The following is a 13,282-nucleotide window of genomic DNA, read 5'->3' as shown; positions in this document are numbered from 1 at the left end:
CTCTCGTTCATCCTTTCTTGTCTCTCTATGAATAACAAAAGCGCCTTGTTTTTTCCGCAAAAAGGACGTGGCTCCTGGCCACGCCTTTTTGTGAATCGTTTACTTCTTCAGTTCGCCGGTGGCCAGCTGGGTCAGATAGGCATTGATGAACCCATCCAGGTCGCCGTCCATCACATTGTCGATGTTGCCGGTCTCGTAGCCGGTGCGGGTGTCCTTGACCATTTGGTAGGGCATGAATACATAGGAGCGGATCTGGCTGCCCCACTCGATCTTCATCTGGACACCCTTGATATCGGAGATCTTCTCCGCGTGCTGCTGAGCCTTGAGCTCCATCAGCTTTGCCCGCAGCATCTTCATGCAGTTCTCCCGGTTCTGGACCTGGCTGCGCTCCTGCTGGCTGGCCACCACCACGCCGGTGGGCTTGTGGATCAGGCGGACGGCGGAGGAGGTCTTGTTGACGTGCTGGCCGCCGGCGCCGCTGGCCCGGTAGACCTGCATCTCGATGTCCTCCGGCCGGATCTCCACGGAGTTGTCGTCCTCGATCTCCGGCATGACCTCCACCGCGGCGAAGGAGGTCTGGCGGCGGGCGTTGGCGTCGAAGGGGGACACCCGGACCAGCCGGTGGACGCCGTTCTCGCTCTTCAAGAAGCCGTAGGCATTCTCACCTTCGATGGAGATGGTGGCGGACTTGATGCCGGCCTCGTCGCCCTCCTCATAGTCCAAGGTCTTCCACTCGAAGTCGTGGCGCTCGGCCCAGCGGGTGTACATTCGGTAGAGCATCTGGGCCCAGTCCTGGGCCTCGGTGCCGCCGGCGCCGGCATGGAAGGTCAGAATGACGCTGTTGGCGTCGTACTCGCCGGAGAGCAGGGTAGTCAGGCGGGTCTCCTCCACCTTCTCCTCCAGGGCGGCATAGCCCTCCTTCAGCTCGGCCAGCAGCTCCTCGTCCTCGGCCTCCTGGCCCATCTCGCACAGGGCGGTCAGATCCTCCCACTCGGCCATGAGCTTTTTGTGCCGGGCGATCTTGTTTTGCAGCTGCTTGAGCCGCTGCTGCACCTTCTGGGACCGCTCCAGGTCGTTCCAGAAGCCGTCCTGGGCGGTCTCGTCCTCCAGCTTGGCGGCCTCCGCCTGGGCGCCGTCCATGTCCAGGGCGGCGGAGAGCTTGTCCAGCTCCGGCCCCAGGTCCCGCAGTTTCTGCTTGTACTCGTCGTATTCGATCAAGGCCATGGCGATTTCTCCATCCGATAGATTTTCATTAGCCATAGTATTATACAGGAACCTTCGGCATTTGTAAAGAAAAACGCAGAAAATTCCGCCGAAACATACCGTTTTTTTCTTGCGGACAGATGCGGCCGGGGAGCGGAACGCATTTTTCCGCGGAAAGCGCTGTCCGGTCATGTTTTATTCACAATTTGTTCATGATTTACACAGGGCTTTTCGATATGTTACAAGAAGAGAGTTTTTGGTTTCCATAACGCCACTTACGCGTGATCGATGGAGGGAAGTATCATGAAGAGATTTTTCCACAAACGGCTGCCGGCCATGCTGCTGGCCCTGGTTTTGATGCTGGGGGCAGTGCCCCTGGCCGCGGCGGATGAGACGGGACAGCCGGGACACCAGCATACCTATCTGGATTCCTGGGTCGCGGACGGGGCGGAGTATCACTCCCGCACCTGTACCACATGCTCCACCAAGGAGTCCCAGCTTCACCAGTTCGGGCCGTGGGTCCCCGAGCGGCAGGCGACCTGTACTCAGCAGGGTCTGAATGTGCAGACCTGCAGTATCTGCGGCTACCGCAATGAGCAGCCCATCTCCAAGCTCAGCCATCGGTTCGGCCCATACAGCTACCGGGACAACACCTACCACGCACACACCTGCATCTCCTGCGGCACCTCCGAGACCCAGAAGCACTCCCCCAACGGGGCAGGCGCTGTCACCATCAGCCCCACCTGCACCACCGCCGGGCAGCAGACCTTCACCTGCGCCACCTGCAGCACACCCTACACAACAACGCTGGCTGCCCTGGGTCATATCGACGCTGACAACAACGGCGTGTGCGACCGCTGCGGCCTCACCACCGGCACCGGCACCCGGTTCACCGTGACGTTCTACACCCTCTCCGGTGCCACCTCCCAGTCCGTACCCATGGGCAGCTATCCCACGGTGCCCTCCATCCCCACCACCGTCGTCTCCGGCGGCAGGACCTACATCTTCCGGGGCTGGACCCGCGCCTATACCAGCGACTATATCTACACCAACCAGCAGTTGGTGACGCCCTCCAGCATCCCTGTCACCAACGGCAGCTATTCCTATTACGCCGTGTACTCTGTGAACGGCACCTCCGGCAGCTCCTTTACCTACTCTGTGACGCCAGGCGGCGTGAAATCCTTCAACGCCAGTGACTTCCTCAATGGCCTGGGCACTTTGTACTATGTGGAGTTCAGCACCAGCTCCAACGCATACTCCTCCTTTACGGGCTACGTTTATCTGGGCAACCGGATCCTCTCTGTCAATGAGTTGACCGGCTACCGCTTCTACGTCTCCAATTCCGGCTACGGCAGCTACGCCCTGTCTGATCTGACCCTGGCGGCGTACACCAACGCCCGGGAGAGCTCCGTGTCCCTGTCCTACACAGCCTACGGCAGCAACGGCACCGCCAGCGGCACGCTGACGCTGTCCGTCAGCAACAACGGCAACGGCGGCAGCATCTCCAAGGAGCTGGCCCCCGGCGGCACGCTGAAGCTAGACCAGGAGGATTTCGAGTCCTTCTTCCGCAAGGCCTATCCCGGCTATTCCCTTCAGTATGTGACCTTTGGCCTGCCTGCCCCCTCCGCCTTTAATGACGTCACCCTCTACTACCTGTACGGCAGCTGGGGCCAGACCACTCTGACTCGCTCCAACCTCAGCAACTACACCTTCTACTACGGCAATGTCAACTCCAGCCTCTACCGGCTGGACAGCCTGACCCTGGTAGCGGACAGCGACTTTGACGAGGAGATCCAGATCCCCTTCCGGGCCTCTTACAACTCCCAGTACTATGTGGACGGCACCCTGGTCATCAAGCCCACGGAGGTGGTCAAGGCCAACCTCTCCGGCGACATCCGCTACGCCGCCACCTACAACTCCAAAGTCCAAATCAACGCCTACGACATCGCCCGGTATTTCAACAAGAGCTATCCCGGCTACACCCTGCAATACGTGGTTCTGGGCGGCGTCCCCACCACCGGCAGCCTGTACTACAATTACTACGGCGCCAGCAAGTACGGCACCGCCAGCCCCTTGCAGCTGACCTCCTCCAACTATAACAGCCAGGTCCTGTATTTCAGCCCCTCCTCCACCGCCCAGTATGCCCTGACGGAGCTGACGTACGTCACCAGCGGCTACAACTACTGCGCCGCCATTCCCTTCACCGCTTACGGCAGCAACGCCCGCTCTGTCACCGGCACCATCCTGATCAGCGTGAACCCCAGCACTGTGTCGGAGGTCTACGGCGTGACCCAGCGCAACAACTCCGTGACCTTCCCCGCCAGTTCCATTTACAGCGCGGTGTCCACGGCCACCGGCGTCTCTCTCAGCAGTATCCAGCTGCTGAGCCTGCCCGCCGCCTCCAAGGGCACGGTGTATGTGGGGACCGGCACGGCCACCCGGGCCACCACCGACACCCTCTATGGCTACTCCACCGGCACCCAGCGGATGAGCCAGCTGCGCTTTGTGCCCGCCAGCACCTTCACCGGCTCTGTGGAGATCCCCTATGTGGCTTACAACAGCAGCGGCACCGCCTTTGCCGTGGGCCTGTTCTCCCTGGGCGTCCTCAATAATCCCAGAACCTTCAAGGACGTGTCCTCCTCCACCTGGTGCTACAAGTATGTGGTGGAGCTCAGCGACGCCAATGTCATCGACGGCTATGCCGACGGCTCCTTCAAGCCTGACAGCACCGTCACCTACGGCGCAGCGCTGAAGCTGATCATGCTGGCCGCCGGGTATCCCGAGCAGGCGCCGGTGAACGCCAACGTGTTCAGCGGCTATCTGGCCAAGGCCCGGGCCGAGGGCATCATCACCCGCAGCGACGTGGACCTGAGCAAGCCCATTACCCGGCTCCAGGTGGCCCAGATCGCCACCGGCGCCATGAAGCTCAACACCACCAACCTCACCAGCGTCCAGCCCTTTACCGATACCACTGATCCCGCCGTGCGGGCACTGAACGCCGCCGGCATCGTGGAGGGCTACTTCAACAACGGCACCAGCACCTACAAGCCCGGCAACACCCTGACCCGGGGTCAGCTGTCCGCCATTGTCTGGCGGATGGAGCAGTACCGCAAGTAACCATCTGAAAAACAGCCAGGGCGCGCCGCAAGGCGCGCCCTGGCTCTCTTATGCTTGAGGCGGATCCGCTCTCACACGCCGGCAGGACCGGCGTCCCTGCCGTCAAATGAGGAATTCCCGGATCCCGTCGTAGGGCCGTCCGAAGCCCTTCTTTTGATACACATGATTCTGCGCCATCCGGATCAGCACCCGCACCACGCAGAACAGCACAACGTCGTACAAAATCCACATCACTTCATGGTATATCCGGAAATACACAACATTTGCTGTGCCCAGCAGGAGCAGCCCGAACAGGATCTGGAGCCACAGCGCCTCCAGTCTGGCCTTGTCTCTCATGTCTCGCACCGCCTTCCGCGCACCGGCCCGCAGCCGGCCATTGTGTCTGTCTCAGCACTTCTTTGCATCTCCAGTATAGGCCGTCCACTTGTCTGTTGTCAATATATCACCGTTTTGTTCTCTCTTATTTTTTGTGCACTTTGACAGGTTCCGCATAGTTGCTTCTCTTCGGCGGGCCGTCAGAGCCGGCGCAGCCTCCGGGCGGCAGGGTTGAAAAAAAGGACACGACGGATGTCGTGTCCTTTTTCTGGAGCGGCTGATGGGAGTCGAACCCACCTATGCAGCTTGGGAAGCTGCCGTTCTACCGATGAACTACAGCCGCGGGTCTAGTGTATGATACCACACCCCTTTGTAAAATGCAACCGAAAAATTGCCGCCCCGGCATGAATGTCCCCCCGGAGACATACAGTATAGCAACGCTGCAAAGGGGGATCACCATGAAACGATTGATCGCGCTGCTGTGGGCGGTGGCGGTGCTGGCCACCAGCGCCGGGGCTCTGGAGGTGGAGGCGCCCTCGGCGCTGCTGATGGAGAAGGAGACCGGCACCGTCCTCTTCGCCAAGGACGAACATGCCAAGCTGGAACCCGCCAGCGTCACCAAGGTGATGACGCTGCTGCTGACCATGGAGGCCATTGACGCCGGGACCCTTCATTACGACGACATGGTCACCGCCTCCGCCCACGCCTGCTCCATGGGCGGCAGCCAGATCTGGCTGGAGGAGAACGAGCAGATGAGCGTGTCCGATATGCTCAAGGCGGTGTGCGTGGTCTCCGCCAACGACTGCGCCGTGGCCCTGGCGGAGGCCGTGGCCGGCAGCGAGGAGGCTTTTGTGGACCGGATGAACCAGCGGGCGGCGGAGCTGGGCATGGCGGACACCGTGTTCAAAAACGCCACGGGCCTGCCCGCCGAGGGCCACGTCACCTCCGCCCACGACATCGCCCTGATGAGCCGGGAGCTGATCCTCAACCACCCGGACATCCGCCAGTACACCACCATCTGGATGGACACCCTCCGGGACGGGGCGTCCTCCCTGGTGAACACCAACCGCCTGATCCGCTTCTACGAGGGGGCCACGGGCCTCAAGACCGGCTCCACCGACAGCGCGCTGTACTGCCTGTCCGCCACGGCGGAGCGGGACGGCATGGAGCTGATCGCCGTCATCATGAAGGGCTCCACCTCCGCCCAGCGCTTCGAGGACGCCCAGGCGCTGCTGAACTACGGCTTCGCCACCTACGCCCTGGCCTCCGCGGCGCCCCAGGCGCCCCTGGCGCCGGTGCCGGTGTCCCTGGGGACCCAGGCCACCGTCCAGCCGGTGCTGGGAGCAGGGGACCGGCTGCTGGTGGAAAAGGCCCAGGCGGGCAGCCTGACCCAGACCGTAGAGCTGGCGGAGTCGGTGGAGGCCCCGGTGGCCGAGGGCGATCCCCTGGGCACCATGACCGTTACCTGCGGGGAGGAGACCATCGCCCAGCTGCCCCTGGTGGCCGGGGAGGCGGTCCCGCGGATCACCTTCGGCCAGATGCTGCTGCGGATGCTGCGCATGGCGCTGCTGAGCGCCTGAGCCAATGCGGCGGATCCCGGTAAAGACAAGCGGCGCCCAAGGGCGCCGCTTTTTCCGCGAAGCGGAATCTTCGGCAGGAATTTCCAGAAATACCGTCAATGGATAATCTGAACAAAGTTTTTCTTTCAGTTTTTCCATTGTATTTTACCGGATCTTATGCTATGCTGAACATAACAGCCAACCGTTTTTCCCCGGCAATTCTAATTGACAGGAGTGATTTGATATGGTCAGATTGATTATGGGCGTGAAGGGCTCCGGCAAGACCAAGCAGCTCATTGAACTGATCAACAACGCGGCGAAGGATGAACCCGGCAACGTGGTTTGCATCGAGGCCAACCGCAATATGACCTATGACATCCACTACCACATCCGCCTGATCGACGCGCAGGAATATAAGCTGAACAACTACGATCTGTTCCGCGGCTTTATCAGCGGCCTGTACGCTGGCAACTACGACATCTCTCACGTGTTTATCGACAATCTGTGCAAGACCATCGGGCAGGACGTGGGGAAGGAGACCGAGGACTTCCTCCACTGGCTGGATGTGTTCGGCGAGCGCAACAACATCAAGTTCACCGTCACCATCAGCGCCGACATCTCCTCCGCCACCGACGGCATGCAGAAGTATCTGTAAATCCGTCCGCCTCACCGGAGGTATTTTTCAGAAAAAAAGAACCGCTCCCGTATACCGGGAGCGGTTCTTTTTTCTCTCAGGACAGGGCCTCCAGAACGGAGTAGCCCTCGTAATCGGCCACGGAGCGCAGATCGCTCAAACACACCTGGCCCACGCCGAAAAAGGCCGCCATCAGGACCCGCTGGGCCACGGACTCCTGGTCCAGGTACCACACCACCCGCTCCGCGGAGGCGGAGGCGTCCGTCAGGTAGGAGCAGGCGTACCGGCCGGAATAGTACGTCTCCGTGAAAATGGACTTGCGCAGAGTCTGGATCTGGGCCGCGGTCAGCGTCCCCTCCAGTCGCTTCTGGAGCCAGGAGGTGCCGGTGGTAGTCAGCATCAGGCTCAGCTTGCCGGGGTCCACCAGGCTCTTGATCTGGGCCAGGGCGTAATAGACCGCCTCCATGGGCTCCGGCGGCGCCACGGGGAAGCCGTCGGCGCTGTCCTCGCCCGCCGCCACCCGGACCACCAGCGTATCCGCCGCGGTCCCCAGAACGGCGTAGTCATAGCCGTTGGCCCTGCCGCCCTGGACCGGCGCCTCCGCCGTCAGGTACAGCAGCTTGCCCTCCATAGCCTCGTCCAGGGCCCGGGCCAGAGCGGAGAAGTCCTTTTTGTCCGTGCCGGTCAGGCCCGTCACATCCAGGAACAGCCCTGCGTAATCCCCGGCGTCCACCGCCTGGCGCAGCAGCGCGGCGGTGGTGTCTGCGTCTCCCCGGACTGAGGAGGCGGTGCCGGAGACATACAGCAGCGGCTGGACTCCGGCCTCTTCCGCCTGGGCCCGCAGGGCGGCGGCCTCCTCCGCCGGAGTGGTCTCCACCAGCCGGATCTCCCCGGCGTAGATCAGCTTGTAGGCAGCCACCGCCGCCGCGGCGCAGCCGGTCAGGACGGCCTCGTCCTCGCCGGGAGCCAGGATGCCGCTCCGGATGGGGGCGTCGGCGTGGCACTTGTCATACAGCCGCATCAGCATCACCGCCGCCTGCTCCCGGGTGGCCGCCTTGTCGGGGGAGAAGGCGGTCTTGGAAGTGCCGCTGACCAGGCCCAGGGTGTAGGCCATGGCAATATAGCCGGTGTTGGTCCGCACGTCCGTGAAGGGCATGGCCTGCTCCTGGGACAGCCCTGCCAGGGAACTGTACCCCAGGGCACGGATCAGCATGACGGCGATCTCCTCCCGGGTGACGGCGTCATTGGGGCGGAAGGTGTCCGTCTGGCCGGTGATGGCCCCGTGGGCGTAGGCGGTCTCCACGGCGCCGTAGTACCAGGCCGAGGGATCCTGGTTGTCGGTGTAGGAGCCCGTCTGGGGCTTGACGATCTCCCACTCGAAGAAGCGGCACAGCACCACCACAAAGGCGGCGCGGGTCATGGGCTTGCCCAGGCCGAAGCGGCCGGAGCTCTCCCCCTGGAACAGCCCCAGATCCACCGCCCGGCGAATCTCCTCCGCCGCCCAGTGGGAGGCGGGCACATCGGAAAAGCCGGTGGAGGCGGCCGCCGCGGGGGCGGGCAGCACCGTCAGCAGCAGGGCGCACAGCAGGGCACAGGAACACAGGCGTTTCAACTGTCGTTTCATATCTGTTTCACTTGCTCCTTTATCGTCCGTTTCATGTCTTTTTTCAGGGGTGTTTTCGGCCCGTTTGGGGTAAAATCCGTCATAGACGGCGCCGCAGAGGCCGATACACAGCGGCTATTGTACCAGAATTCCCCTTTCGCGTCAAATTATCCCCGTCGAATCCCGCCGCAAAGGCCGCTCCGCCCTGAAAGAAGGAGAATTTTTCTTTACCTTTTCCCCCGGCCCTGCTATAATAGTTTAGTTATTATGGCTTATTATGGCTGTCCGGCCGCAGAAGGGAGGAGGGCGCCCATGAAATTCAAAAAGTGGAACATCGGCGCCCCGGCGGAGCGGGATGTGGAGCGGCTGCGCGCCGCCGGATACCCCTATCTGCTCTCCACCGTGCTGGCAGCCCGGGGCGTGGTGACGGCGGAGGACGCCGCCGAGGCCCTGGAGCGGGAGCGGAGCCTGTCCCTGTCCCCCATGCTGATGCGGGACATGGACAAGGCCGTGGACCGGATCCAGCGGGCGCTGAACCAGGGGGAGACCATCGCCGTGTTCGGCGACTACGACGTGGACGGCATTACCTCCACAGTGCTGCTGATGGACTACCTGCGCCGCTGCGGCGCCCGGTGCCTGCGCTATATCCCCCGCCGGGTGGAGGACGGCTACGGCCTCAGCCGCGACGCCATCCAGTCCCTGCGCAACCAGGGGGCCACGCTGATGATCACCGTGGACTGCGGCATCACCGGCAACGAGGAGGTGGCCTTCGCCGCCTCGTTGGGCATGGACGTGGTGGTGACGGACCACCACGAGTGCAAGTCCGAGCTGCCCGCCGCCGCCGCGGTGGTGGACCCCCACCGGCCGGACTGCCCCTATCCATTCAAGCATCTGGCCGGCGTGGGCGTGGCGCTGAAGCTGGTGCTGGCCCTGGGGGGGCGCAGCCGGGAGGAGGCTCTCTTCGCCCGGTACTGCACCCTGGCCGCCATCGGCACCATCGCCGACGTGATGCGCATGGAGGGGGAGAACCGGACCATCGTCTCCTGCGGGCTGGAGGCCCTGCCCCACACGGACTTTGTGGGCATTCACGCCCTGCTGCGGGAGGCGGGCCTGGCCGGCAAGCCCATCTCCTCCATCCAGATCGGCTTCGTGCTCTCGCCCCGGATCAACGCCGCCGGCCGCATGGGCGCGGCGGATCTGGCCGCCGACCTGCTGGAGACCGACGACCCCGCCCGGGCGGAGGCCCTGGCCCGGCAGCTGTGTCAGCTCAACCGGGAGCGGCAGATGGTGGAACAGGCCATCTGCGCCGACGCCGTGGAGAAGATCGCCCGCCTGCCCGGCGACGAGCGCAGCGCCCTGGTGCTCTCCAGCGAGCGCTGGCACCAGGGGGTGGTGGGGATCGTGGCCTCCCGCCTCAGCGAGAAATACGCCTGCCCCAGCTTCATGATCCACCTGCGGGACGGCACCGGCAAGGGCTCCTGCCGCTCCTACGGCGGGTTTAACCTCTTTGCCGCCCTGGAGGCCTGCTCCGATCTGCTGGAGGGCTTCGGCGGCCACGAGCTGGCCGCGGGCTTCACCATCCAGGAGGGCAACATCGACGCCTTCCGTACCCGTATGAACCGCTATGTCCGCTCCGTCTCCGGCGGGGAGCGGCCGGTGGCCGCCCTGGACGTGGACGCCGCCATCACCGTCCCCGGCGCCGTGACGCTGCCGGAGGTGGAGCAGCTGGACCAGCTGGAGCCCTACGGCGCCGGCAACCCCCGCCCCGTGTTCGCCCTGCTGGGCGCCACGGTGGACGCCATCCAGAGCGTGGGCCAGGGCAAGCATCTGAAGCTGCGCCTGTCCAAGGGCTCCGCCCGGTTCGACGCCATCTTCTTCTCCATGACGGAGCAGGAGTGCGGCGTCATCGCCGGGATGCGGGTGGACGCCGCCTTCTACCTCCAGGCCAATACCTTCCGGGGCGCCACCACGCTGCAATTGCAGCTGATCGACCTGCGCCCCTCCCTGACCCCCAGCCGCCACGAGGCGGCGGATCTGGAGCTGATCGATCGCCTGGTGGCGGGCAGGGGCCTCTCCGCCCAGGAGATGGCCCGGCTCCGGGCCTCCCGGGGCCAGTTCGCCGCCTGCTGGACCGCTCTGGAGCGGCAGCTGCGCCACGGAAAGGCGGAGGAGAACACCCTGCCCTTCCTGCGGCGGCTGTCGGTGCTCTCCGGCGGCTGTGAGAGCTTTCTCCGCTCCGCCCTGGCCCTGGCCGTGTTCCACGAGCGGGGGCTGATCTCCCTGAACCGGGAGGGGGACCGGATACAGCTTTGTCTGATCCCCACCCAGGGGAAGGTGGACCTGTTCGCCTGCCCCTATCTCTCCCGGCTGCGGCCAGCTGCCGGGGAATCGAGAGGTGACCGCTGATGACCATTCAGGAACAGTACGAAAACCTGGAAAAGACCGTGCGGGGCTACAATCCCGCCGCCGACTTTGACCAGATCCGCGCCGCCTTTGAATTTGCGGAAAAGGCCCACGAGGGCCAGAAGCGCAAGAGCGGCGAGCCCTATATCATCCACCCCCTGGCGGTGGCCCAGATCGTGGCGGAGGAGCTGAAGCTGGACTCCGAGTCCATTATGGCCGCCCTGCTCCACGATGTCATCGAGGACACCGCCGCCACCCACGAGCAGATCAGCAAGCTCTTTTCCCCCACCATCGCCGACCTGGTGGAAGGCGTCAGCAAACTGACCCGGATCCAGTACGCCACCAAGGAAGACGAGCAGATGGAGAACCTGCGGAAAATGCTCATCGCCATGAGCAAGGACATCCGGGTGATCCTCATCAAGATCTCCGACCGGCTCCACAACATGCGGACCATGGAGTATCAGTCTCCCGCCAAGCAGAAGCAGAAGTCCCTGGAGACCATGGAGATCTACGCCCCCATCTCCCACCGGCTGGGCATGCAGCGGATCAAGTGGGAGCTGGAGGACCTGTCGCTGAAATACCTGGACCCCATCGGCTACCAGGAGATCGTCTCCAAGCTGGATGCGAAGCACCAGGAATACGAGGCCTTCATGCAGCGCACCCAGATCCAGATCGACGACCGGCTGACGGAGCTGGGCATCGGACACATCGTCTACGGCCGCATGAAGCACCCCTATTCCATCTACCGCAAGATGTTCAACCAGAACAAGTCCCTGGACGAGATCTTCGACCTGTTCGCCTTCCGGGTGATCGTGGAGAACGTGGGCGACTGCTACAACGTCCTGGGCGTGATCCACGACATCTACAAGCCCATCCTGGGCCGGTTTAAGGACTATATCGGCACCCCCAAGCCCAACGGCTACCAGTCCCTGCACACCACCGTCATGGGCACCGACGGCATCCCCTTCGAGGTGCAGATCCGCACCCGGGAGATGCACGAGATCGCCGAGTACGGCGTGGCCGCCCACTGGAAATACAAGCAGGGGGGCCAGGGCGCCGGCACCGAGGGCCGCTACGAGTGGGTCCGCCGCCTGCTGGAAAACCAGGAGGGCGCGGACGCCGAGGACTATATCCACTCTCTGAAGGTGGATATGTTTGCCGACGAGGTGTTCGTGTTCACCCCCAACGGCGACGTGCAGAACCTGCCCGCCGGCGCCACCCCCATCGACTTCGCCTACGCCATCCACTCCGCCGTGGGCAACCACATGGTGGGCGCCAAGGTCAACGGCCGCATCGTCACCTTTGACCATGTGCTCAAAAACGGCGACATCGTGGAGATCATGACCTCCAAGTCCGCCAAGGGCCCCAGCCGGGACTGGATGAAGATCGCCAAGTCCAGCGAGGCCCGCAGCAAGATCCGCCAGTGGTTCAAGAAGGAGAAGAAGGAGGAGAACATCGCCAACGGCCGCTCCGCCTTCGAGGCCGAGCTCAAGCACTGCGGCATCCCCATGAAGGATGTGCTGGATCCGGAGAACCTGCCGGGCCTTTTGAAAAAGGTGGCCTATGGCTCCCTGGACGATATGTACGCCGCCATCGGCTACGGCGGCTTTACCGCTCAGAAGGCCGTGAGCCGGATGCACGGGGAGCTGCAGCGGATCGCCAAGCAGCACCAGGTGGAAAAGCAGGCCACCGTGGCCCTGGAGGGCAAGCCCGACCAGACCCGGCCCGCGGTGCCCAAGCGGGTCAAGAGCGAGCAGGGCATCGTGGTGGAGGGCCTGGACAACTGCCTGGTCAAGTTCTCCAAGTGCTGCACCCCGGTCCCCGGCGACGAGATCATCGGCTTCATCACCCGGGGCTACGGCGTGTCCGTCCACCGGTGCGACTGCCCCAACGCCTCGCCGGAGCGGCGCTCCGCCCCCGGCCAGGAGGGCCGGTGGATCAAGGTCTCCTGGGGTGCCGACACCCTGGACAGCTATCCCACCTCTCTGGAGGTCATCTGCAAGGACCGGCGGAACCTGCTGCTGGACATCTCCGCAGCCCTGTCCACCACCAACACCAGCGTCACGGCGCTCAACTCCCGCAGCACCGAGGACAACTTCGCCATGATCCACCTGGAGATCAAGATTCGGGACAACTCCCAGCTGCTGACGGTCATGAACAAGCTCAACCAGATCTCCGGCGTGTTGAAGGTGAACCGGCCCGCGGGATGACCCCCCCTCGAGGGGGAGCAGGCTGGCACCGTTGCGGCATTGCGATTCCCGGCCCCGCTGGGGCCGCCAATCGCGCCGCTGCCTCGAAAGCGGCTTGCTGCATCCGCCGCAGGCGGCGCTTCGCCGCTTTCTCCTCGAACTCCCCTACCACCTCGTCAGAACAAGCTGCGCTTTCTTCGGCCCCGCTGGAAGCGAGGCCTCACCCCGCTCCGCTTGTTCTTCCTCTCCCCGCCAAAGC

General features: G+C 63.6%; 8 protein-coding genes and 1 tRNA gene. 5 read left to right on the top strand and 4 right to left on the bottom strand.

Going from position 1 to position 13,282, the window contains the following annotated elements; genetic code table 11:
- Nucleotides 1-99 precede the first annotated feature (99 nt).
- Nucleotides 100-1,224 (bottom strand): peptide chain release factor 2, encoded by a 1,125-nt coding sequence (gene prfB / locus KFE19_10280; GenBank protein QUO39592.1) that lies wholly within the window; start codon nucleotides 1,222-1,224, stop codon nucleotides 100-102.
- A 282-nt stretch (nucleotides 1,225-1,506) separates the two neighbouring features.
- On the opposite strand from prfB, the gene KFE19_10275 reads away from it, so the two are divergent.
- On the top strand, nucleotides 1,507-4,320 hold the full coding sequence (locus tag KFE19_10275) for an S-layer homology domain-containing protein (GenBank protein ID QUO36811.1): 2,814 nt from the start codon (nucleotides 1,507-1,509) through the stop codon (nucleotides 4,318-4,320).
- Between the two features lie 102 nt (nucleotides 4,321-4,422).
- Here KFE19_10275 and KFE19_10270 read toward each other — a convergent pair whose 3' ends face one another.
- Both KFE19_10270 and KFE19_10265 read right to left on the bottom strand, forming a co-directional pair.
- Nucleotides 4,423-4,656 carry a hypothetical protein gene (locus KFE19_10270; protein ID QUO36810.1) on the bottom strand — a complete coding sequence of 78 codons (234 nt, stop codon included), beginning with the start codon at nucleotides 4,654-4,656 and terminating at the stop codon, nucleotides 4,423-4,425.
- 248 nt (nucleotides 4,657-4,904) lie between these two features.
- A tRNA-Gly gene (locus tag KFE19_10265) sits at nucleotides 4,905-4,978 on the bottom strand.
- Nucleotides 4,979-5,093: 115 nt separating this feature from the next.
- Between KFE19_10265 and KFE19_10260 the strand changes: the two genes are divergently transcribed.
- Both KFE19_10260 and KFE19_10255 read left to right on the top strand, forming a co-directional pair.
- Nucleotides 5,094-6,215, top strand: a complete 1,122-nt coding sequence (locus KFE19_10260; GenBank protein ID QUO36809.1) for a D-alanyl-D-alanine carboxypeptidase — start codon at nucleotides 5,094-5,096, stop codon at nucleotides 6,213-6,215.
- A gap of 223 nt (nucleotides 6,216-6,438) precedes the next feature.
- Nucleotides 6,439-6,849 (top strand): hypothetical protein, encoded by a 411-nt coding sequence (locus KFE19_10255; protein ID QUO36808.1) that lies wholly within the window; start codon nucleotides 6,439-6,441, stop codon nucleotides 6,847-6,849.
- A gap of 76 nt (nucleotides 6,850-6,925) precedes the next feature.
- Here KFE19_10255 and KFE19_10250 read toward each other — a convergent pair whose 3' ends face one another.
- Nucleotides 6,926-8,452 (bottom strand): S-layer homology domain-containing protein, encoded by a 1,527-nt coding sequence (locus KFE19_10250; protein ID QUO36807.1) that lies wholly within the window; start codon nucleotides 8,450-8,452, stop codon nucleotides 6,926-6,928.
- A 291-nt stretch (nucleotides 8,453-8,743) separates the two neighbouring features.
- Here KFE19_10250 and recJ point away from each other — a divergent pair, with 291 nt between their 5' ends.
- Entirely contained in the window at nucleotides 8,744-10,837 is a 2,094-nt protein-coding gene (recJ, locus tag KFE19_10245; GenBank protein ID QUO36806.1) for a single-stranded-DNA-specific exonuclease RecJ, read from the top strand.
- Nucleotides 10,837-13,044 carry a bifunctional (p)ppGpp synthetase/guanosine-3',5'-bis(diphosphate) 3'-pyrophosphohydrolase gene (locus KFE19_10240; GenBank protein QUO36805.1) on the top strand — a complete coding sequence of 736 codons (2,208 nt, stop codon included), beginning with the start codon at nucleotides 10,837-10,839 and terminating at the stop codon, nucleotides 13,042-13,044. The genes recJ and KFE19_10240 overlap by 1 nt, the downstream gene beginning before the upstream one ends.
- The last annotated feature ends 238 nt before the right edge of the window (nucleotides 13,045-13,282 follow it).

Source organism: Dysosmobacter sp. Marseille-Q4140, from assembly GCA_018228705.1.
Classification (GTDB): Bacteria; Bacillota; Clostridia; order Oscillospirales; family Oscillospiraceae; genus Oscillibacter.
The sequence above is the reverse complement of the archived record's forward strand: the minus strand, read 5'-3'. Positions and strand labels throughout refer to the sequence as shown.